The organism is Streptococcus bouchesdurhonensis (genome assembly GCF_948472335.1).
In genome coordinates this window covers 482,798-503,463 of record NZ_CAOKTW010000002.1, presented here as the reverse complement: position 1 = coordinate 503,463, position 20,666 = coordinate 482,798, and the positions used below count along the sequence as shown (strand labels likewise).

Below are 20,666 nucleotides of genomic sequence, written 5' to 3'. Positions count from 1 at the left end.
TAAAACTATTATACCATGATTTCTATTTTTTCTAAAAAACGAACCAGCTTAACTGATTCATTTCGTGACTGCTAACTCCTACTTCCGATACATTTTAAACTGTAGGAAGAGGTCGCTATATTTCCCTGTCCATTTATGGTCAAATTTCTCATAAACTTCTAGGTGTTTCATGGTTTCAACATCGGGATAGAAGGCCTTATCTTCCTTTGTTTCCTCTGGGAGCAATTCCTTAGCTGGTAGGTTTGGTGTTGAATAGCCGACATACTCTGCATTTTTGAGAGCATTTTCGGGTTTCAACATAAAGTTGATAAAGGCATAGGCTGCATCTTGGTTTTTGACTGTTTTGGGAATAACCATATTGTCAAACCAAAGGTTGCTGGCTTCTGTCGGTACCACATAGCGTAGATTTTCGTTTTTTTCTAGCATTTGGCTGGCTTCCCCAGAGAAGGTCACACCGATAGCAGCGTTGTTCTGAATCATGTATCCCTTCATCTCGTCCGCCACAATAGCCTTGATATTTGGAGTCAACTTGTAGAGCTTGTCCACTGTCTCTTCCAACTGCTGGCTATCCTTGGAGTTGAGGCTGTAGCCTAGCGAATTGAGTCCTAGTCCCAGCACCTCACGCGCCCCATCAAAGAGCATGATAGAGTTCTTATACTCTGGCTTCCAAAGGTCATCCCAATGCTCAGGCGCTTCCTCTACCATGGTTTCATTGTAGACAATTCCCAGTGTTCCCCAGAAGTAAGGGATAGAGTATTTATTTCCTGGGTCAAAGGACTGGTTGAGAAACTCTGGTCCGATATTTTCAAGACCTTCAAGTTTTGAATAGTCAAGCGGTACCAAGAGATCTTCGTCCTTCATCTTGTTAATCATGTATTCGCTTGGAATGGCAATATCGTAAGTCGTTCCACCCTGCTTAATCTTGGTATACATGGCTTCGTTGGAGTCAAAGGTCTCGTACTGGACTTGGATGCCTGTTTCTTCTGTGAATTGCTCCAAGAGTTCTGGATCGATATAGTCCCCCCAGTTGTAGATAACCAGTTTTTGACTATCTCGGCTATTGATTTTACTATCGAGATGAGTCGCAATTCCCCACAAGACAAGGATAATGGCTACAATTCCTGCTAAAAATGAATAGAGTTTTTTCATGCTTGCTCCTCCTTCTCACGTGAGATAAAGTAATATCCAACAACTAGGATAATACTAAAGAGAAAGACAAGGGCAGACAGGGCATTGATTTCTAGCGAAATCCCCTTGCGAGCACGAGAGTAAATCTCGACGGACAGGGTTGAAAAGCCATTTCCCGTTACAAAGAAGGTCACAGCAAAGTCATCTAGCGAATAGGTGAAGGCCATGAAGTAACCTGCAATGATAGACGGAGTCAGATAAGGAAGCATGATTTCCTTGAACATCTGAAATTGACTAGCTCCCAAGTCATAGGCTGCATGAATCATGTCGCCGTTCATTTCCTTGAGTCGAGGCAAGACCATCAAGACCACGATAGGAATAGAGAAGGCCACATGACTAGATAGAACGGTCAAAAAGCCAAGTGAAAACTTGAGTTGAGTAAAAAGAATCAAGAAGCTGGCACCAATCATAACGTCAGGCGCAACCATGAGGATATTATTGAGTGATAGAAAGGCTTCTTGGTATTTCTTACGAGACTGGTAGATGTAAATAGCACCGAAAGTCCCGATAATGGTCGCAATCAAGGCTGACAGAAAGGCCAAGAAAAAGGTCTGGGTCACAATCAACATGAGACGACCATCGCCAAACATGGTTTTAAAATGGCTCAGGCTAAAGCCTGTAAAGCTATTCATGTCGTTGCCTGCATTAAAGGCATAACCAATCAGGTAAAAAATCGGCAGGTAGAGGACAAGAAAGACCAGTCCCAGATATAGATTGGCAAATTTTTTCATCGTTCTCTCCTTTCCTTGGTCACCCACATGGTGATGAACATGGTCAGGATAAGAATCACACCGATGGTAGAACCCATACCGTAGTTGTCATTGGTCAGGAAGTTTTGCTCAATGGCCGTCCCCAAGGTGATAACGCGGTTCCCACCAATCAAACGGGTCAGCATGAAGAGACTCAAGCTTGGAATAAAGACAGACTGAACTCCACTTCGCACGCCGTTCATAGACAGAGGGAAGATGACATGACGGAAGGTCTCCCACTTGGTCGCACCAAGGTCGTAACTAGCATTGATGAGATTGTTATCCATATCGTCCAAGACATTGAAAATCGGCAAAATCATAAAAGGAAGCTCAATATAGCTTGCGACAAAGATAAAGGAGAAATCGGTAAAGAGCAACTGCTGTGAACCGATTCCGATAAATTCCAAGAATTGGTTAATAGAGCCATTCTGACCAAAAATCCCGATAAAGGCATAGGCTTTAAGGAGCAAATTGATCCAAGTTGGCAGGATAATCAGCATGAGCCAGAGTTGACGGTGCTTGAGACGGGTCAAAAAGAGGGCTGTTGGATAGCTGATAAGCAAGGTCACAAAGGTCACAATTCCTGCATAGAGTACAGAGTTGAAACTCATTTTTAGGTAGGTCAAGTTTTGTGACGCAAAGTAAGATTTATAATTTTCTAAACTAAACTGGCCTTCAATATTGAAAAAGGATTGTCCGAAAATCAAGACCAAGGGTGCCAGAACAAAGAGGGCAATCCAAAGCATGTAGGGCACTACAAAGAGTTTAGAGCTTGTTTTCTTCATCTCTTTCCTCCTCGATTGCATTGATCAGACCTGCTTCTTGCTCTTCAATTTCCACGTATTCTTCGATACGAGCATCGAACTCTTCTTCAGTTTCGTTGAGACGCATGATATGGATGTCTTCCGGTTCAAAATCCAGACCGATTTCCTCACCCACGATGGCCTTACGAGTCGAGTGGATCATCCATTCATTTCCAAGTTCGTCATAGGCAATAATCTCATAGTGAACTCCACGGAAGAGCTGGGTATCCACCTTAACTTGGAGCTTGCCTTCTTCAGGAAGGGTAATCCGCAAGTCCTCTGGACGAATAACAACCTCGACAGGTTCATTTGGCTTCATCCCACCATCGACCGCTTCAAAGCGTTTGCCGTTAAACTCAACCAAGTAGTCCTCAATCATGGTTCCTGGCAAGATATTTGACTCACCGATAAAGGTGGCAACAAAGTGGTTGATTGGCTCATCGTAGATGTCCACAGGTGTTCCAGACTGGACAATCTCGCCATCATTCATGACAAAAATCCAGTCACTCATGGCAAGAGCTTCTTCCTGATCGTGTGTGACAAAGACAAAGGTAATGCCCAATCGTTGTTGCAGTTCACGCAGTTCGTACTGCATATCTGTTCTTAATTTCAAGTCCAGCGCTGACAAAGGCTCGTCCAACAAAACCACACGGGGTTGGTTGATGATAGCACGGGCGATGGCCACACGCTGACGTTGTCCTCCAGAAAGTTTGCGGATGGAACGTTTTTCATAACCTTCCAACTGAACCATCTTGAGAACTTCCGCTACGCGTTGCTCGATTTCTTTCTTGTCAATCTTGCGCAAGCGAAGTGGAAAGGCAACATTTTCAAACACATTCATATGTGGAAACAAGGCATAGGATTGGAAGACCGTATGGACATCACGCTTGTTGGTTGGAATATCATTGATACGAACACCGTCTAGCATGATATCTCCTGTCGTCGCATCCAGTAAACCTGCAATAATGTTTAGGATAGTTGATTTCCCCGAACCAGATGCACCTAGAAGGGTGTAGAATTTCCCTTCTTCCAACTCAAAGTTGATGTCTTTGAGAACCTTGATGTTGCTGTCTTCAAAAACTTTTGAGACGTTTTTGAATTCAATAATTGGTTTTTTCAATTGTCATTTATTCCTTCTTTTTCATAGATTAACAGATCAGGGCTCTGTCAGGCCGCCACTACTTCTTGCAGGGTGTAAAACCACCTGCATACATCTGCACTAACGATAGGCTTTCACCCCTTTCCATGACATAGCAGCAGCTTTTTAGCCAAAGCTTCCTACTTGCTTTCACCTAAAATACGGACTTCTCTTTCAAGCGTGATACCTGAGTGTTCCTTGACTTTTTCGATAACAGACTCAATCAAGTCTTCGTAGTCTTTAGCCGTTCCGTCAGCAACATTAATCATAAAACCTGCGTGTTTTTCAGACACTTCAACACCACCGATACGATAGCCTTTCAAGCCAGCTTCTGAAATTAATTGACCTGCAAAATGCCCGACTGGACGCTTAAAGACCGAGCCACAAGATGGATATTCTAAAGGTTGCTTGAGTTCACGTAGGTGCGTCAAGCGGTCCATTTCCTGCTTGATAACCTGATGGGTTCCTGGGGCTAGGGCAAATTTAGCTGACAAGACAACTGCACCAGACTCTTGAATGGCTGAGTGGCGGTAACCAAAAGCCAAATCTTTAGCAGACAGGGTCTCTATTTCTCCATCCTTGGTCAAGACCTTACAAGACTGCAAGATGTGAGCAATCTCGCCACCATAGGCACCCGCATTCATAAAGACAGCACCACCGACGCTTCCTGGAATGCCACAAGCAAACTCAAAGCCAGTCAAACTATGACGAAGGGCAATGCGAGTTGTTTCAATCAAGTTAGCACCAGCTTCAGCTTCGATGGTATAGCCATCAACGGAAACATTATTGAGCTTGTCGCACAAGATGACAAATCCACGAATTCCACCATCACGAACGATGATATTGCTGGCATTGCCAAAAACCATCCAAGGAATATTTTCTTGATTGGCAAATTTTACAAGGCGCGCCAACTCAAAACGATTTCGTGGAAAGACCAAATAATCGGCCTCTCCACCTACTTTTGTATAACTATAGCTATGCAAGGGTTCCTTAAAACGGATATCAATTCCTTCTAAGATTTCAAGCATTTTTTCTCTTACAGACATGTCACTCTTCCTTTTACAAAATTCATTCCATTATACCATTTTTAAGACCATTTGACGACCCTAAAAAAATCTTAGGCTTATTTTAAACAAAAAAAGAGGTTTCCCCTCTTTTTATGATTTTTTGCAAAAGATAGCCTTGGTTCCATAGGTAACCAGAACGAGCTCAAGTGCTAGGACAACTTCCACCAAGACTGGATTTGTCAACCAGCCAACTTGGACTAGAGATGGTGCTAGGTCAAAAAGGCATGTAGGCCATAGGCTGCTAGGAGATAAATCCATTTCTTCTGGCGAACAGCTTGGTAAACCCAAACAGTCAAGAGTAATTGGAAACCTAGCGCCAAGATTCGCTCAAAACCAAGCAAATAAATCTGCCAGACTGATAGCGACTGAATAGTTTTCAACATATTTTCAGACAGTAATTGCATGACCTGTGGATCCTGCGTTTGAACTGCTGAGAGAACGAAGTAGAGATTAAGCAAACTAGTAAGACCTAGGAAAATCAACTCCAAGCCACCATGCCCTAACCCATAGGCCAAGGCGTCTGCCTTTTCCAAACTTCTCTTTTTCTCCAACCATTTGAAGAAAATAAGACGAGCAGTTTCCTCAAAAAATGCTGCCATGGCTAGGCCATAGATGATATAGACAAGCGGATGATCTTGCAAGAGAGCAATACTACCGTCTTTTTGAGGATGTAAAACTAAGATATGCACCAGTTTTTCCAAAATCTGCGAAGAAACAAAGAAAGCGACTGCACCCAATCCCAAGGCAGCTAGATTAGTCTGGTATTTCTTTTTGGCATACCAAACGCTCCCTAGCAAGAAAGCCAGCAACAGCACCATGGTAATGATAATATGAATGATCATTTTCTTCTCCTATTCTGCCTTTTCAATATCTTTTTTCATCTCGTCAACATTGAACTTAGCAAACAAGTATTGACGGTCTTGGACTGGGAAACGTTGGTCCAACTGGTCAATAGCTCCCACCTCGATAATGCCTTCCTTGATAACAAAGTCCATAACATGCCCACCGAAGGTCAAATCATCTGAGATAAAATGTAGATGATATCCTGCCAAACTGACCCCATTGAAAATCTCTGGCGTCCAGAAACCAACGATGGTTCCTGCCACATTGTCACGACTATATTCAGGTTGATGGGTTGCGACATCAGCAAACTTGGTATCTGGTGCCGACTTAGGAATCATGCGCACATGCATATGTGAAAATTCCCCACGAATCTTGATAGAGCGGAAAAGATTTTCCCCGTCATAATAAGACTCAATCCGTTCTTCCAATTCCTTGTCTGTCATCTCAAAGCGCTGGCGGAAAATGACCTCTGCCTGATGTGGTACTACTGCTGCGTAAGGAATAAGGGCATCTGGTGATACTTCTACAATTTTATTGCTCTCCTGAGCCTTTGGCTTGATAAGCCTTGCCATCCAAGACAATCAATTCCCCATCAATGGAATCCAAGGTTCCCAAACCAAGGTCTCCATGCTCTAGCAATTCTCCTACTGTCATGGTGCCACCATAAAGGCCAGCCATCAAGGCTCCAAGGGTATTGTATTGAAATAATTTCACTGGTTCCTGCACGTTCTTATCCATTCTCTTTCTTGTTTGTTATTCTATAAATGTTACTCCTAAGTATACCACATTTAGCTTTATATGTGAACGAGAGAAACACCTTAGACATTGCCAAGAAAGAAAAAAAGGGTACAATGTAACAAAATCAAGGGAGGTCTGGAATGAAGAAACAAAGCAAGTACCAAGAGTCGTAGCTTATCTGAAAAATGCATCGAGTCTGGACGCTTTCCGACGGGTAGCCTGAGATTTTGACAGAAACAAAACTTGAACTGGCACAACAACCCCTAAGGAACACACTTCCCTAGGGGCCTTTTTTTATTTAACTAAATCATTATTTATTTTTTGTTCCTAGCAAACATAAATATTGTATTAATAATTGCAAAAATAAATGCAAACAAAAGGATTTTCCAAAGGATAAATTTTTGTAACACTAAATATGCATATACAAATCCAATCAAAAAGCTAATAATCCCATCTTTTATTAAAAAGTTTTTATCACGCATTATTCCAGACCACACTGAACTGCCCAAATAGCCAACTGACCAGCAATGATATAAATATTTGTTTTAAGTCCATTAGCTTTAACAAATCTTAGTACCACTTTAGCTAATTCTAACCAAGCCTTTTTCTGCGCATACTTAACAATTAGCGAAACATTGGTCATAGCAAAAAATTCTTCTCGTATTTTTCTCGCTATACATCCTCCCATCTCATCCCAAGGGACTCTGTCATAGAGATTATTAATATTAGTTTCTAATTTATTTTCCGCAAGAGCAATATCTTTTTGAGAAAAGTTTTTATAAACATATTCAGTAAAATTTTTTTCATTAACTCCATTTCTAAACATTTGATCAAGAACATTAGCTACATCATCCATTTATTTTTGTTCTTGGGTACTAATTTCAGAAACTTCCGTAGTAGTTACATCATCAGCAAATACTCTAACAGAAACTATAGAAGGAGACATAATAGAAAATAGTGATAATACAACAAGAGCTGAAGTTACAGTTTTTTTTAAATTTCATAAAAAACACTCCTTCAAGTCACAAATATATATTACTGATAAAATAACTTGATTTTCTGATTTAAAACTCCTTTCTAACAAGTCATTCGTATACTTTTATTTTCCAATTCTATTATACCACAACTAGAAAACGGTTTCAAGCTTTTTCCTAAAAATATGTGCAAGTAATACGGGGAATTAGCATGAAAACTTTTTAAAACAAACCAACCCCAGATAAAAATACATATTTTGTTTTAAAGAGAAAAAAGTTCCGAAAAACTGTCACATCTGCATTTGGTTGCTCTTTGATTTCAAAAAAGTATTAAAGATGGGAATATACCACATTTGCTCTTAGATGTGAACGAGAGAAACACCCTAGATATTGCCAAGAAGGAAAAAAAGGGTACAATGTAACAAAATCAAGGGAGGTCTGGAATGAAGAAACAAAGCAAGTACCAAGAGGTCGTTTCCTATCTGAAAAATGGTATCGAGTCTGGACGCTTTCCGACGGGAAGTCGCCTGCCTTCTATCCGTCAACTAAGCCTTGACTTTCACTGTAGCAAGGACACCGTTCAGCGCGCCCTGCTGGAATTACGGCACGAACAATACCTCTATGCCAAGCCCCAGAGTGGCTACTATGTCCTAGAACAAGGGCAACACCAAGACCTCGAAATCGAGGTTACGGATGAACACGCCAGCGCCTATGACGATTTCCGACTCTGTGTCAATGAAACTTTGATTGGTAAGGAAAACTACCTCTTCAACTACTATGAAAATCAAGAAGGTTTAGAAGACTTAAGACAATCCATTCACCAACTCCTCTTTGACCAAGCCCTCTACTGCAAGGCTGACCAACTGGTACTGACTTCTGGAACCCAACAAGCCTTGTTTATCCTTTCTCAAATTTCCTTCCCTAGCCAAGCCAAGGAAATCTTGGTGGAACAACCGACCTACCATCGAATGAATCGCCTCTTGATTGCTCAGGGTCTGGACTATCAAACGATTGAACGAGGCATTGATGGGATTGACTTGAAGGAACTGGAAGGCCACTTCAAAACAGGAAAAATTAAGTTTTTCTATACCATTCCTCGATTTCACTATCCTCTAGGCCATTCCTATTCTGAGCAGGACAAACGAGCTATTCTTGACTTAGCAGCCAAGTATGATGTCTATATCGTAGAGGACGATTATCTGGGTGATTTGGACTCCAAGAAGGGCCAAACCTTCCACTATCTTGATACAGAGGAGCGTGTCATTTATATCAAGTCCTTCTCGACCAGCCTCTTTCCAGCCCTTCGTATTACAGCACTCATTCTTCCAAATGCTATCAAAGAAGCATTTGTGGCCTACAAAAATATCCTAGACTACGACAGCAACCTCATCATGCAAAAGGCCTTATCACTCTATATCGATAGTCAATTGTTTGAGAAAAATCGTCTGACTCGCTTGAATAATCAAGAAACTTACCAAAAACAAATCAAGGAAAGACTAGCTTACAGCCCCTGTCCTCTTCCTCATTTTCCTCTTCACGATGGTTTATTGCTAGACCTGAGACAGTATCCTAAAATCGCCAATCTCAAACACAGTCAACTAGGCTTGGACTTCTTTGAAGAGGCCTATTTAAGCACCTGTCCTTATCAATTTGCCAAGGTGTCCCTAGACAATCTGGAAAAGGTTTTAAACTATTTAAAAGCAGAATTGGAATCATCCAACTCTGCTTTTTCTTATTCTTCAACTTCAGTTAGACTTGCTGCTTTTTCAAGATAGCTTTGGTAAGTTCCTTCATCCTTGAGTTTTTGGATGACCTTGTCTACCACTTCTCTCAAATCATCACTATTTTTTCTAAGAGCAACGGCATTGGCGTCGCCGTCCTTCATCTTCAAGCTGACAATTGCGACAGCTAAGTCAGCGTTTTTAGCAGCATAACTAAGTGCAACAGGCTCATCCATATGAACAGCATCTACTTTTCCAACCTGCAATTCATTGACTGCTTCACCCATATTAGTTAGGGAAGTTAATTGAGCTTTTGGCAATTGTTCCTTGACCATTGATTCTGGAACAGTCCCTTTTTGAGCCGCAATATTAGCACTTTCAAGGCTAGTTAAATCCTTGTATTTTTCTACATCAGCCTTACGAACCAAGAAACTAATCTTGTTTTCATAGTAAGGGATTGAAAAATCAAAGACTTCTTTTCTCTCGTCAGTAGCGCTAATTCCCGCAACTGCTAGGTCAGCCTTCCCAGTTTGAAGACTGGTCAAGACATTGTCAAAACTCATGCTTGAAATTTCCAACTTCACCCCAAGTTCATCAGCGATAACTTGAGCCATATCAATGTCCGCACCGACTACCTGATTTTTCCCGTCAACTAAAGACTGAAATTCAAAAGGTGCATAGTCAGGACTTGTCGCCACAACCAATTTCCCCTTTTGCTTAATGGCCTCAACAGCTGACTGAGAACCATTCGAACCTGACTGGCAAGCTACTAAGAAGAAACTTGCAAGAAAACTACATAAAACAAATATCCATTTTTTTGATTTCATAAATAAACAACCCCTCTGTTAATTTTGTATAATTATAACGATATCTAAGTTACTTGTCAAGTGTTTTCTTGCATTTTCATAAAATATATTTACTAAAAATAGAAATACAGTGGTTAGTTTATCTATCTATTGGGAACTTATTTTCAAAAAAATCATTTATCATATTTGATGCTGCTGGTTTACAATTGCAATATTTTGTATGTCACTATGATCAAAAAATCCTAATTCTAAAGTTTCATCACTTGTAAAAAAATTTGTAGAGATAGAAGTTTCAGATGAAACTAAATACAAGATTGTAAGAACTTGAGCCTCATCACCATTCGGATAACTGTCTGAATATTTTGTATAAACATTTAAGAGTTTTTCCACCCTCACTTCGACTCCTGTTTCTTCATAAAACTCTCGCACTAAAGCTTCTAAAGCCGATTCTCCTAATTCAAGAGCACCACCTGGTAATCCCCACGTTCCTTCATCTGCTCGTTTTTGTAATAAAATTTTTCCTGATTGACTTAATATTCCACAGGTAAAATTTAAAATAATTTTATCTTTTCCAACTTTTTTCTGATATTCCGTATGTAGTTCATTATTCACCTCTGACAAAGTAAACTATCTATACAATGAAAGCTTACTGTATTAAAAAGTAAGCTTTCACAATAATTTTATCCTTTGAATACTTTATAATTCGACAATCTTACCTGTTTCAAAGTAAACAACCCATTCACAGATATTTTTAGCATAGTCACCGATACGCTCCAAGTAGGAAATAACTTGGAAATAATCACGACCCGTAACAATGGCTTCTGGATTTTTCTTAATCTCTTCAGTCGCAAGGTCACGGATAGTTTCAAAATAGTGGTTAATTTGCTCATCCATGGAGGCTACTACGGTATGCGTCGTCAACAGAACCATTAAGATAAAGATCAAGTGCTGCTTCAACAACGCTTTTAACTTCACGTCCCATTTTTTGAATTTCTTCCTCTACAGCTGGGATGCGCTCTTCCCCCTTCATACGGATGGTTGCCTGGGCAATGGCTACAGCGTGATCCCCCATACGCTCCACATCTGATACAGCCTTAAGGACAGTCAAGACTGTACGCAAATCTTGAGAGACTGGTTGTTGGAGTGCAATCATTTCAAATGATTTCTTTTCCAGTTTCACTTCGTATTCATTTACTTCTGCGTCATCTTCGATGACCTCTTTTGCCAGGTCACGGTCATGCGTGACAAAGGCACGCACCGTACGATTGATTTGTGAGAGCACTTCTTGTCCCATAGCGTAGAACTGGTTATGTAATTTCTCTAAATCTTCTTCAAATTGAGATCGTAACATCTTTCATCTCCTTATCCAAATTTTCCTGTAATATAGTCTTCCGTTTCCTTGTGTTGGGGATCAAGGAACATCTGCTTGGTATCATTAAATTCAATCAAATCTCCATCTAGGAAAAATCCTGTCTTATCAGAGATACGTGAAGCTTGTTGCATGGAACGGGTTACCAGAAGCATGGTGTACTTGTCTTTTAGACCATACAAGGTTTCCTCAATTTTACCAGCTGAAATCGGATCCAAAGCCGAAGTTGGCTCATCCAAGAGGATGATTTTAGGACTGGTTGCCAAGACACGGGCCACACAGACACGCTGCTGTTGACCACCTGACAATCCAATAGCTGAATCATGTAGACGATCCTTGACCTCATCCCAGATAGAGGCACCTTGCAAGGCTTTTTCTACGGCTTCATCCAGAACCAGCTTATCCTTAATTCCATTGATACGAAGCCCGTAGACAACATTCTCATAGATAGTCATAGGGAAAGGATTAGGTTGTTGGAAAACCATTCCGATTTCCTTACGTAATTCAACCGTATCTGTACGCGGACTGTAGATGTTGTGACCATTGTACACCACGGATCCAGTTGTGGTCACCTCTGGATTGAGATCTCCCATGCGGTTGAGAGACTTGAGGAGGGTTGACTTCCCTGATCCAGATGGACCAATCAAGGCTGTAATTTCCTTAGGTTGGAAAGATAGGGAAACACTATTCAAAGCCTTCTTTTTATTATAATAAACGGACAGGTCTGATACCTGTAAAATAGCATCTGTCATACGGTTTCCTTTCTAACCAAAGTGACCAGATACATAGTCATTGGTGGACTGTAGCTTGGCATTTTGGAAAATAGTTGCAGTTTTGTCATACTCAATCAAATCACCCAAGTAAAAGAAGCCTGTATAGTCACTTGCACGAGCAGCCTGCTGCATATTATGCGTTACAATGATGATGGTAAAGTCTTTCTTGAGCTCAAACATGGTCTCTTCTAGTTGCATGGTCGCAATCGGATCCAAGGCTGAGGCTGGCTCATCCATTAAGAGGATATCTGGCTTAACAGAGATGGCACGAGCAATACAGAGACGTTGTTGCTGACCACCTGATAAGGTCAAGGCTGACTTGTGGAGATCGTCTTTAACCTGATCCCAGAGGGCAGCCTGACGAAGGGAGGTTTCTACGATTTCATCTAGGACTTGCTTATCCTTAACTCCAGCACGTTCATGCGCAAAGGTAATATTACGGTAAATTGACTTAGCAAATGGATTAGGGCGTTGAAAAACCATTCCAATGTGTTTACGCATTTCATAAACGTTGATTTCTGGACGGTTGACATCAATTCCACGATAGAGAATCTGCCCAGTTACTTTAGCAATATCAATAGTATCATTCATGCGATTGAGACTGCGTAAGTAGGTAGATTTCCCCGATCCCGACGGACCAATCAAAGCTGTAATTTTATTTCTTTCAAATTGCATATCAATCCCCTTAATGGATTCATTTTTACCATAGTAAACATGGACATCCTTAGTAGAAAGGGCTACTTTTTCTTCAGGAAAGGTAAGGATATGCTTCTCATCCCAGTTATATGTTGACATGGCTTCTCCTTTAGGCAGCGGTTAATTTCTTGTGTAGATAGCTTCCGAACTTACGAGCTCCAAAGTTAAAAATCAGGATAAAGATCAGGAGCACAGCGGCAGAACCTGCTGATACAATTGTTCCATCTGGAATAGTGCCTTCACTATTGACTTTCCAGATATGGACAGCCAAGGTTTCTGCTTGACGGAAGATAGAGATGGGGCTAGTCACACTGAGGATATTCCAGTTAGACCAGTCAAGAGCTGGCGCCGATTGCCCTGCTGTATAGATCAGAGCTGCAGCTTCGCCAAAGATACGACCAGATGCCAAGACGACACCCGTTACAATACCTGGAAGCGCTTCTGGAATAACAACATGAACCACTGTCTCCCAGCGAGAAATCCCAAGAGCCAGACCAGCCTCACGTTGGGTATGGTGAACGTGTTTCAAACTATCCTCTACATTACGCGTCATCTGAGGCAAGTTAAAGACTGTCAAGGCCAAGGCACCTGAAATGATTGAAAATCCATACTCAAACTGGACTACAAAGATCAAGTAACCAAAGAGACCCACCACCACTGATGGTAAAGAGGACAAGATTTCAATACAAGTCCGCACAAAGTTGGTAACAGAACCTTTTTTAGCATACTCAGCCAAGTAAATCCCAGCTCCCATAGAAAGAGGTACAGAAATAATCAAAGTAATGACCAATAGGAAAAAGGAATTGTAAAGCTGAATGCCAATCCCACCACCTGCTTGAAAAGCAGAAGACCTTCCAGTCAAGAAAGACCAAGAGATATGGGGCAAGCCCCGAACCAAGATATAGAGAATCAAGGAAGCCAAGATTGTCACAATGATGCTAGCAATCGTATAGAGGACAGCTGTTGCAAGTTTATCTAATTTCTTAGCGCGCATAATTTTTCTTTCCTCTTTCTTTCGTAATCAATTTAATCACACTGTTAAAAACTAAACTCATCAAGAGCAGTACCAAGGCCAGTGACCAGAGAACATTATTATTTACAGTTCCCATGACAGTGTTCCCAATTCCCATAGTTAATATAGAAGTTAAAGTTGCAGCTGGTGTGGTCAAGGAAGTTGGGATAACAGCTGAGTTTCCGACAACCATCTGGATAGCTAGAGCCTCACCAAAGGCACGCGCCATCCCAAAGACCACTGCAGTGAAAATACCAGAACGGGCCGCCTTCAAGATCACACGCCAGATAGTCTGCCAGCGAGTGGCCCCCATAGCCAAACTAGCTTCGCGGTAGTGACGAGGAACCGCACGCAAGCTATCCGTTGTCATAAAGGTTACGGTCGGCAAAATCATGACAAAGAGGACGGAAATCCCTGACAAAATCCCAAAACCAGTCCCACCAAAGACACTGCGAACAAAGGGAACGACGACTTGCAAGCCAATAAATCCGTACACTACTGAAGGAATCCCAACCAGGAGTTCAATAGCTGGTTGCAAAATCTTCGCCCCTTTTGGTGATACTTCGGTCATAAAAACTGCTGCACCAATAGCAAAGGGTGTTGCGATAAGGGCTGAGAGAATGGTAACGATAAAGGAACCCAAAATCATAGGAAGGGCACCAAATTCTTTACTAGAAGGATTCCAAGTTCCTCCCAAAAGAAAGTCAAAGATATTCACACCATTGACAAAGAAGGTCGACAAGCCTTTTTGCGCTACGAAAACCAAAATCATGGCCACAAGGATGACTATCAAAGAAAGACAGGCAAAGGTCAAACCTTTTCCTAATTTCTCCAGACGAGAATTCTTTGATGGAAGCAACATTTTCTTAGCTAATTCTTCTTGATTCATTATTGTCTCCTTCCAACACTGTCACAGTTAAGCAGCATCTTTTTCAACCTTCATTTCCTTAATCGGAATATACTTCAATCCTTTGACAATCCCTTCTTGGGTCTCATCCGAGAGAACAAAATTGAGAAATTCTGCAGCCAACTCATTGGGCTGCCCCAATGTATACATATGCTCATAAGACCACAAGGGCCAATTATTGCTACTTATATTTTCTGGACTTAAGTCATAGCCATTCAACTTCATGCTTTTGACTGAATCATCTATATAGGTAAGAGATAAATAAGAGATAGCTCCTGGACTTTTTGATACGATTGATTTTACCGCTCCATTTGAATCCTGCTCCTGACTTTGCATGGCGGACTGACCTTCCATAATGACAGTATCAAAGGTAGCACGAGAGCCAGAGTAAGCTGCCCGATTGATAACAGAGATGGGTAAGTCCTTACCACCAACCTCTTTCCAATTGGTTACCTCACCTATGAAGATTTGACGAAGTTGCTCTGTCGTTAGGTTATCAACATCAACCTCCTTATTGGCAATCAGAGCCAAGCCAGCTACCGCGACCTTGTGGTCAACAAGAGCAGAAGCATCAATTCCGTCTTTTTCCTCAGCAAATACATCTGAGTTTCCTATATCAACTGCCCCAGACTGAACCTGGGACAAGCCTGTACCAGAACCTCCCCTTGGACATTGACCGTTTTTCCAACATGGATCGTGCCAAATTCATCTGCCGCTACTTCAACCAAGGGTTGCAAGGCAGTTGAGCCAACAGCCGTTATGGATTCTCCACGATCAATCCAGCTAGCACAGCCTACTAAACAAGCCGTCAGCCAAAAAGCGATAAGAGAGAGAGCAAGCTTTTTTCTTTTTTTCACTGTTTTTCTCCTCGAAAATAATTATGAATACTGTGAATTTTTTAAGTAGTTCTTTATGAGTTGACGCATGAATTTTTACCAAATTTCTGCGCAATTGATTATTTATATAATATAGGCTATATTACTCTTTTCTAACCTCCTTTTTTCATATGTGGATAAAATCTCTTGTCTATCCCTTCCCCCATTGTCACCCATTATAGTCATTTCGTGTCTCTTTTTCCCCTTTTTAATGCAAGGAAAAGGTTACTCTCCTTAGATGATAATCCAAAAGCTAGAAAGGTATCTCAAACCTCTCTACTCTCCCAGACTAGTTTACAACTAAAAGGAAAAGATTCTATTTTATGGGAAATCTAGTTTACAAGCGGTAAGAACGCTAATAACTAAACTTCTTGTACTCTTTGAAAATCTCTTCAAACCAGGTCAGCCTTGCCTTGTTATAGGTATGTACCTATTTGGTCAGTCCTATCTACAACTTTAAAGCAATGCTTTGTAACTGACTCCGTCAGTCCTATTTGCAACCTCAAAACAGTATTTTGAGCTATCTTTGGCTAGCTTCCTAGTTTGCTCTTTGATTTTCATTGAGTAGTAAAACTACATGTGATGGCAATCAAGATATCAAGAATCATCCTACTAAAAAAATCCATACTTTCACTATAACATAGAATAAGATATTTGACTAGCATTTTCACTTGAATCTGAGGCCTTTTGGAAAATAATTTTTCAAAACATTTCCAGTAACCTTTGCAAAGCCCAAGCCATTGCCTTTAACCAAAACTTGGTACCAACCATTTGGCAGACTTTCTGCCAGCTGAACAGTTTCTCCAGCCACATACTTGACAAACGCTTCTTGGTCAATTTCAACCGACTGCTTGATCTGACTCGGTTTCAAGGCTAGACCAAGAGCAAAACTGGGCTCAAAGCGTTTCTTCTAAAAGTGCCCAGATGTAGTCCATTGCGAGCAATCTTGAGCTTACCTAAATCTGGCAAGAGTTCTGGTAAGAGATAGAGTTGGTCCCCAAAAGTCTGCAAGATTCCCAGAGATTGACCTTCAAATGGTTTTGGGCAAATTCTTGCCACAAGGCAACTTGTTCTCGACCAAGATTGCTCTTACTTGCCTTACATTTAGGAGTTGGATTGTTACCCTTAAACTGTAGATGGGCTACAAACTGACCCTCTCCCTTAAACTGATGAGGGTACATCCGAGCCGTTTCTGGCAGGTCAATACCAGCTACCATTCCATTGATATGCTCTACTGGCAACAAATCAAAATCATACTCTTCCAGTAGCCAATTGACAATCTCTTCGTTTTCCTCAGGTGCCCAGGTACAGGTTGAATAAACTAAACGACCACTTTCTGCTAGCATGGTCACTGCATCCTCCAGAATTTCTCTTTGCAAGCTAGCACATTGACTCGGATAATCTAAGCTCCAATAGTCCATAGCATCTAGTTGCTTACGGAACATCCCTTCCCCTGAGCAAGGGGCATCAAGGACAATAAGGTCAAAATAGCCTTTAAAGACCTTGGCCAAACGATCAGCAGATTCATTGGTCACCACGACATTTGTCGCTCCAAATCGCTCCATATTTTCTACTAAAATCTTAGCCCGTTTGCTTGAAATTTCATTGGAAACAAGTAGCCCCTCCCCTGCTAGATAGGCTGCCAGTTGAGTTGATTTGCCCCCAAGTGCAGCAGCCAAGTCCAAGACCTTCATACCAGGACTGGGTTGGGCTACTTGAGCCACCATTTGAGCAGCAGGTTCTTGCGAATAAACTAAACCTGTAGCATGCTCAGGCGATTTCCCTGAAACCTTCCCATAGTGGCCCCAAGGGGTTTGAGTAATGGCATCAGAAAAGGAAAGTTGCTCTTCTTTTAAGGGATTGACCCGAAAGGCCGAAACCGCTTCCTCTCTCAAAAGAGGCAAGAAAATCTCTTGCCTCATCTCCTAGTATCTCTTTATATTTTTCAACAAATCCTTCTGGAAATTGCATTTAAGTTCTTTTCCTTTCGTAAATATAGGACTGAATTTCCTCCTGCATCTCAAGAGGCACCATCATGACAGGCTGTCTGGTTTGAAAATCAGGAGCTTCACCAAAAAGGGTCACAACCCGATAGCCCAGACTTTCCCCTAAAATACTAGCTGCGGCATAATCCCATGGTTGCAGATAGGTGAGATAGGTCAACAAATGCCCTGACAAAATCTTGGCAAAACTAATGGCCGCACTTCCATAGACACGAACACCAAGAACCGCTCGGCTCAAATCAGCCAGCCCCCATTCATTGGTTTCCAGCATGCCACTATTTCCCGCAATAAGAAAATCTCCAAGTGGTTTGGCTTTAAAGGGAGCTAGGGGCTTATTATTTCGACAAACTGGAAAGACCCCACCACCGTGGTAACAATCCCCTTTGACCACATCATAAATTAGGCCAAACTGTCCCTGACCATTTTCAAAATAAGCCATCATAACAGCAAAATCTTCCTGCTGGGCTACAAAGTTATTGGTACCATCAATGGGATCAATGACCCAAACCTTGCCCTCTTGAACCGAAGCTCGCAGACACCCTTCTTCAGCACAAATCTTATCCTCAGGATAACGGGACAAAATCTCACCAACCAAGAGTTCCTGAACTTCCTTGTCCAGTCTGGTCACCAAATCTGTTGGAGAGGACTTGGTCTCAACACGCAAGTCTTCCTGCATGTGGTCAAGGATGTACTGACCCGCTTTCTTAATTAGCTCTTTAGCAAATTCAAATTTACTTTCCAAGAGAAATCTTTCCTTCCCCTTTTTCCTTAGCCGCCTGAACTGCTCGGTAAAGCGAATAGCCACTGACTGTTTCAAATTCTCGTCCCAAACGTTTTTCTTCACTCTTGCTTGGCACAACCGCCTTGAATCGCTTATAGGAGTCCAGTAACTTTTTAGCCTCTACCTTGCCTTCATAGGCAGCTTCAACATCATTAAAAAAAGAAAGCACTGAAGCAAGTTCTTCAGTGCTCCACGACAAATCTAGTGGGTAACTATACTGTTTGTTCATTAACTAATACCAGCTCTCATTCTTGCTTCTTTTAGTTCTTGCTTACGGTAACTACGAGGGAGAAAAGCACGAATCTCATCTTCATTAAAACCGATTTGCATGCGCTTGGCATCAATAATAATTGGACGACGCAAAAGACTAGGATACAATCAAATGAAGCAATTCCGATACCGAAATACTCTCTACATCAATATTCAATTTTTGAAAAATTTTTGAACGAGTTGAAATGATGTCATCAGTACCATTTTCGGTCAAGGAAAGGATGTGTTGCAATTCTTTTCTTGTTAAAGGACTGGTCATAATATTGTGTTCCACAAAGGGAACCTTATGTTTTTCTAACCAGGCCTTAGCCTTACGACATGATGTACAGCTCGGTGATAGAAATAGTGTAATCATGCTTTTCTCTTCTTATCTATACTTTGCTACTTCTATTATACAAAAAAATAAAGCGCTTGACTAGAGATTTTTAGAAAAAAAGCCTATTTTTTCAAGAAAAATAGACTGTTCGCGAACGATTGCCTTTGTTTGAATTTGATTAATTCCTTCTTAACCATGGTTTCAAACAATATGCATTTTTATATACGTAAATTAAAAACAGCTTTCATTTCACTTCCTACGACTTTTTAGATAAAGATAGCCAAAGAAGCTTTCATATAGGGCAAAAAAGAGGAGGAAGGCATGAAGGAAGAAGGTCTCTGGCAAAATCAGAATCACTGGATCCTTGGCTGGGTCAAAAAGCCAGGTATCATCTCCCACAAAGAGAATTTGATGGAAAAGAGTAAAGAATTGGTCAAAACCAATCAAAACTCCCCCAAGACCAATCAGCAAAGGAAAAACCACTAGGGTCAGGAGCCCTTTACTAAATAAAGATAAAAAGCCCTTTTTTACAATCTTATTGACAAAGAAATAGAAACTTGGAAGTGTCACTAGAGCTACTAGCTGAACCAAGTGAAAGAGGTTCTTGACCACCTCAAAGTGGTGCAGACCAGCTGCTGACGAACGAAAATCTGGCATCTCTAGGACCTGACTAAAAGGATTGGTCAGGTAATTCATCAAGATATGAAAGTTGTACTGAATGGTTTCTGGTTTTAGATAAACTCGATTCGTTAAGTTTAGCCACTGAATTTCCAGCGGATAAAAAATCCAAGCCTGATAAATGGTCATAAGGATTGAGAGGGAGAGGAGAAAGAGCATAGAGGCCCAAAAGGTCAGTTTAGTTTTCATCAAAATCCCACTCCGCAAGGCTAGAAACCACATGTGTCGGTGCAATTGGCAGGTCTGCTACTTCTTCTTCCTTAGTAAAACCAGTCGTTACTAGGAGCGTTGGAATGCCATTGTCAATCCCTGCTCGAATATCAGTTAAATAGTTATCTCCAACCATAATCAACTCTTCACGTTCCAAACCTAAATGCTCAACCGCCTTGTCCATAATGATGGCATTTGGTTTTCCGATATAAATAGCTTCACTCGTGTCGCTACGTCAAGCAGCGTAATCAGCGAACCAGCACCAGGCAAAAGACCACGCTCTGTCGGGATATTGAGGTCAGGATTGGTTCCGATAAAATGGGCACCCTTTTGGATAGCTAGAGTTGCTGTCGCAAATTTTTCATAGTCAACTTGCCAGTCCAGACCTACTACCACATAGGCAGGATTTTCCTTGTCTTCCACATAGCCAGCCGCCTTGATGGCTTCCTTGAGCCCTGATTCTCCGATAACATAGACAGTCTTTTTCAGTCCCAAGTCATTCATATAGTCGATAGTTGCCAAAGTCGCTGTGTAGACAGTCGATAGAGGCGTATCGATATTAAAATTCTGAGCCAACATTTCTTGAACACTCTCAGGAGTACGGGTTGTATTGTTGGTCACAAAGAGATAGGGGATGTCTCGCTTTTGCAATTCATGGACAAAAGCCTCTCCTGCTGGGATTCTGTCTTTGCCCTTATAAATGGTTCCGTCTAAATCAATTAAATAGCCTTTATATTTCATCTATTTCT

At 41.3% G+C, this 20,666-nt stretch carries 16 protein-coding genes and 7 pseudogenes; 1 reads left to right on the top strand and 22 read right to left on the bottom strand.

What is annotated here, in order from left to right:
• Nucleotides 1-78: 78 nt before the first annotated feature.
• From QMQ21_RS05440 to QMQ21_RS05405, 8 genes and pseudogenes are all read right to left on the bottom strand, one after another.
• Nucleotides 79-1,149 (bottom strand): ABC transporter substrate-binding protein, encoded by a 1,071-nt coding sequence (locus QMQ21_RS05440; protein WP_261814048.1) that lies wholly within the window; start codon nt 1,147-1,149, stop codon nt 79-81.
• Entirely contained in the window at nt 1,146-1,919 is a 774-nt protein-coding gene (locus QMQ21_RS05435) for an ABC transporter permease (protein WP_000712740.1), read from the bottom strand. The genes QMQ21_RS05440 and QMQ21_RS05435 overlap by 4 nt, the downstream gene beginning before the upstream one ends.
• Nucleotides 1,916-2,722, bottom strand: coding sequence for an ABC transporter permease (locus tag QMQ21_RS05430; RefSeq protein ID WP_000753801.1), 807 nt, complete (start codon nt 2,720-2,722; stop codon nt 1,916-1,918). Before QMQ21_RS05430 ends, QMQ21_RS05435 begins: the two co-directional genes overlap by 4 nt.
• Nucleotides 2,703-3,860: an ABC transporter ATP-binding protein gene (locus QMQ21_RS05425; protein WP_000742892.1), complete on the bottom strand. Its 1,158-nt coding sequence runs from the start codon at nt 3,858-3,860 to the stop codon at nt 2,703-2,705. Before QMQ21_RS05425 ends, QMQ21_RS05430 begins: the two co-directional genes overlap by 20 nt.
• Nucleotides 3,861-4,018: 158 nt before the next feature.
• Entirely contained in the window at nt 4,019-4,924 is a 906-nt protein-coding gene (murB, locus tag QMQ21_RS05420) for a UDP-N-acetylmuramate dehydrogenase (RefSeq protein ID WP_261814047.1), read from the bottom strand.
• Between the two features lie 111 nt (nt 4,925-5,035).
• Nucleotides 5,036-5,787, bottom strand: a pseudogene (locus QMQ21_RS05415) (YhfC family intramembrane metalloprotease).
• 9 nt (nt 5,788-5,796) lie between these two features.
• A pseudogene (gene budA / locus QMQ21_RS05410) lies at nt 5,797-6,526 on the bottom strand (acetolactate decarboxylase).
• 481 nt (nt 6,527-7,007) lie between these two features.
• Nucleotides 7,008-7,382, bottom strand: a complete 375-nt coding sequence (locus QMQ21_RS05405) for a hypothetical protein (RefSeq protein WP_000342870.1) — start codon at nt 7,380-7,382, stop codon at nt 7,008-7,010.
• 561 nt (nt 7,383-7,943) lie between these two features.
• On the opposite strand from QMQ21_RS05405, the gene QMQ21_RS05400 reads away from it, so the two are divergent.
• The gene (locus QMQ21_RS05400; RefSeq protein ID WP_261814043.1) at nt 7,944-9,275 is read left to right on the top strand and encodes an aminotransferase-like domain-containing protein; all 1,332 of its coding nucleotides are present in this window, start codon (nt 7,944-7,946) and stop codon (nt 9,273-9,275) included.
• Here QMQ21_RS05400 and QMQ21_RS05395 read toward each other — a convergent pair.
• The 14 genes and pseudogenes from QMQ21_RS05395 to QMQ21_RS05330 form a co-directional block, all read right to left on the bottom strand.
• Complete coding sequence (locus tag QMQ21_RS05395) at nt 9,233-10,048, bottom strand: ABC transporter substrate-binding protein (RefSeq protein ID WP_023936075.1); 816 nt, start codon at nt 10,046-10,048, stop codon at nt 9,233-9,235. The genes QMQ21_RS05400 and QMQ21_RS05395 overlap by 43 nt on opposite strands.
• A 159-nt stretch (nt 10,049-10,207) precedes the next feature.
• Entirely contained in the window at nt 10,208-10,639 is a 432-nt protein-coding gene (locus QMQ21_RS05390; RefSeq protein WP_261814075.1) for an NUDIX hydrolase, read from the bottom strand.
• 84 nt (nt 10,640-10,723) lie between these two features.
• A pseudogene (gene phoU, locus QMQ21_RS05385) lies at nt 10,724-11,378 on the bottom strand (phosphate signaling complex protein PhoU).
• Nucleotides 11,379-11,389: 11 nt separating this feature from the next.
• Nucleotides 11,390-12,148: a phosphate ABC transporter ATP-binding protein PstB gene (gene pstB, locus QMQ21_RS05380; protein WP_000128635.1), complete on the bottom strand. Its 759-nt coding sequence runs from the start codon at nt 12,146-12,148 to the stop codon at nt 11,390-11,392.
• Nucleotides 12,149-12,160: 12 nt separating this feature from the next.
• Nucleotides 12,161-12,964: a phosphate ABC transporter ATP-binding protein PstB gene (gene pstB, locus QMQ21_RS05375; RefSeq protein WP_000109215.1), complete on the bottom strand. Its 804-nt coding sequence runs from the start codon at nt 12,962-12,964 to the stop codon at nt 12,161-12,163.
• Between the two features lie 10 nt (nt 12,965-12,974).
• Nucleotides 12,975-13,859: a phosphate ABC transporter permease PstA gene (gene pstA / locus QMQ21_RS05370; RefSeq protein WP_023936070.1), complete on the bottom strand. Its 885-nt coding sequence runs from the start codon at nt 13,857-13,859 to the stop codon at nt 12,975-12,977.
• On the bottom strand, nt 13,849-14,766 hold the full coding sequence (pstC, locus tag QMQ21_RS05365; RefSeq protein WP_023936068.1) for a phosphate ABC transporter permease subunit PstC: 918 nt from the start codon (nt 14,764-14,766) through the stop codon (nt 13,849-13,851). The genes pstA and pstC overlap by 11 nt, the downstream gene beginning before the upstream one ends.
• Nucleotides 14,744-15,641 (bottom strand): annotated as a pseudogene (pstS, locus tag QMQ21_RS05360) (phosphate ABC transporter substrate-binding protein PstS). The gene pstC and the pseudogene pstS overlap by 23 nt, the downstream one beginning before the upstream one ends.
• Nucleotides 15,642-16,326: 685 nt before the next feature.
• Nucleotides 16,327-17,630 (bottom strand): annotated as a pseudogene (locus QMQ21_RS05355) (RsmF rRNA methyltransferase first C-terminal domain-containing protein).
• The gene (locus tag QMQ21_RS05350; protein ID WP_023936064.1) at nt 17,631-18,404 is read right to left on the bottom strand and encodes an inositol monophosphatase family protein; all 774 of its coding nucleotides are present in this window, start codon (nt 18,402-18,404) and stop codon (nt 17,631-17,633) included.
• Nucleotides 18,394-18,672 (bottom strand): UPF0223 family protein, encoded by a 279-nt coding sequence (locus QMQ21_RS05345; RefSeq protein WP_023936063.1) that lies wholly within the window; start codon nt 18,670-18,672, stop codon nt 18,394-18,396. The genes QMQ21_RS05350 and QMQ21_RS05345 overlap by 11 nt, the downstream gene beginning before the upstream one ends.
• Nucleotides 18,672-19,068 (bottom strand): annotated as a pseudogene (locus QMQ21_RS05340) (Spx/MgsR family RNA polymerase-binding regulatory protein). The gene QMQ21_RS05345 and the pseudogene QMQ21_RS05340 overlap by 1 nt, the downstream one beginning before the upstream one ends.
• Nucleotides 19,069-19,278: 210 nt before the next feature.
• Entirely contained in the window at nt 19,279-19,896 is a 618-nt protein-coding gene (locus QMQ21_RS05335) for a TIGR01906 family membrane protein (RefSeq protein ID WP_023936061.1), read from the bottom strand.
• A pseudogene (locus tag QMQ21_RS05330) lies at nt 19,886-20,658 on the bottom strand (TIGR01457 family HAD-type hydrolase). Before QMQ21_RS05330 ends, QMQ21_RS05335 begins: the two are co-directional and overlap by 11 nt.
• Nucleotides 20,659-20,666 lie beyond the last annotated feature (8 nt).

Coding starts and splice junctions, on each gene's coding strand:
- murB (WP_261814047.1), bottom strand. CDS start 4,924: ATGTCTGTAAGAGAAAAAATGCTTGAAATCTTAGAAGGAATTGATATC.
- QMQ21_RS05435 (WP_000712740.1), bottom strand. CDS start 1,919: ATGAAAAAATTTGCCAATCTATATCTGGGACTGGTCTTTCTTGTCCTC.
- pstA (WP_023936070.1), bottom strand. CDS start 13,859: ATGCGCGCTAAGAAATTAGATAAACTTGCAACAGCTGTCCTCTATACG.
- QMQ21_RS05440 (WP_261814048.1), bottom strand. CDS start 1,149: ATGAAAAAACTCTATTCATTTTTAGCAGGAATTGTAGCCATTATCCTT.
- pstB (WP_000109215.1), bottom strand. CDS start 12,964: ATGTCAACATATAACTGGGATGAGAAGCATATCCTTACCTTTCCTGAA.
- QMQ21_RS05430 (WP_000753801.1), bottom strand. CDS start 2,722: ATGAAGAAAACAAGCTCTAAACTCTTTGTAGTGCCCTACATGCTTTGG.
- QMQ21_RS05395 (WP_023936075.1), bottom strand. CDS start 10,048: ATGAAATCAAAAAAATGGATATTTGTTTTATGTAGTTTTCTTGCAAGT.
- pstC (WP_023936068.1), bottom strand. CDS start 14,766: ATGAATCAAGAAGAATTAGCTAAGAAAATGTTGCTTCCATCAAAGAAT.
- pstB (WP_000128635.1), bottom strand. CDS start 12,148: ATGACAGATGCTATTTTACAGGTATCAGACCTGTCCGTTTATTATAAT.
- QMQ21_RS05405 (WP_000342870.1), bottom strand. CDS start 7,382: ATGGATGATGTAGCTAATGTTCTTGATCAAATGTTTAGAAATGGAGTT.
- QMQ21_RS05345 (WP_023936063.1), bottom strand. CDS start 18,672: ATGAACAAACAGTATAGTTACCCACTAGATTTGTCGTGGAGCACTGAA.
- QMQ21_RS05335 (WP_023936061.1), bottom strand. CDS start 19,896: ATGAAAACTAAACTGACCTTTTGGGCCTCTATGCTCTTTCTCCTCTCC.
- QMQ21_RS05400 (WP_261814043.1), top strand. CDS start 7,944: ATGAAGAAACAAAGCAAGTACCAAGAGGTCGTTTCCTATCTGAAAAAT.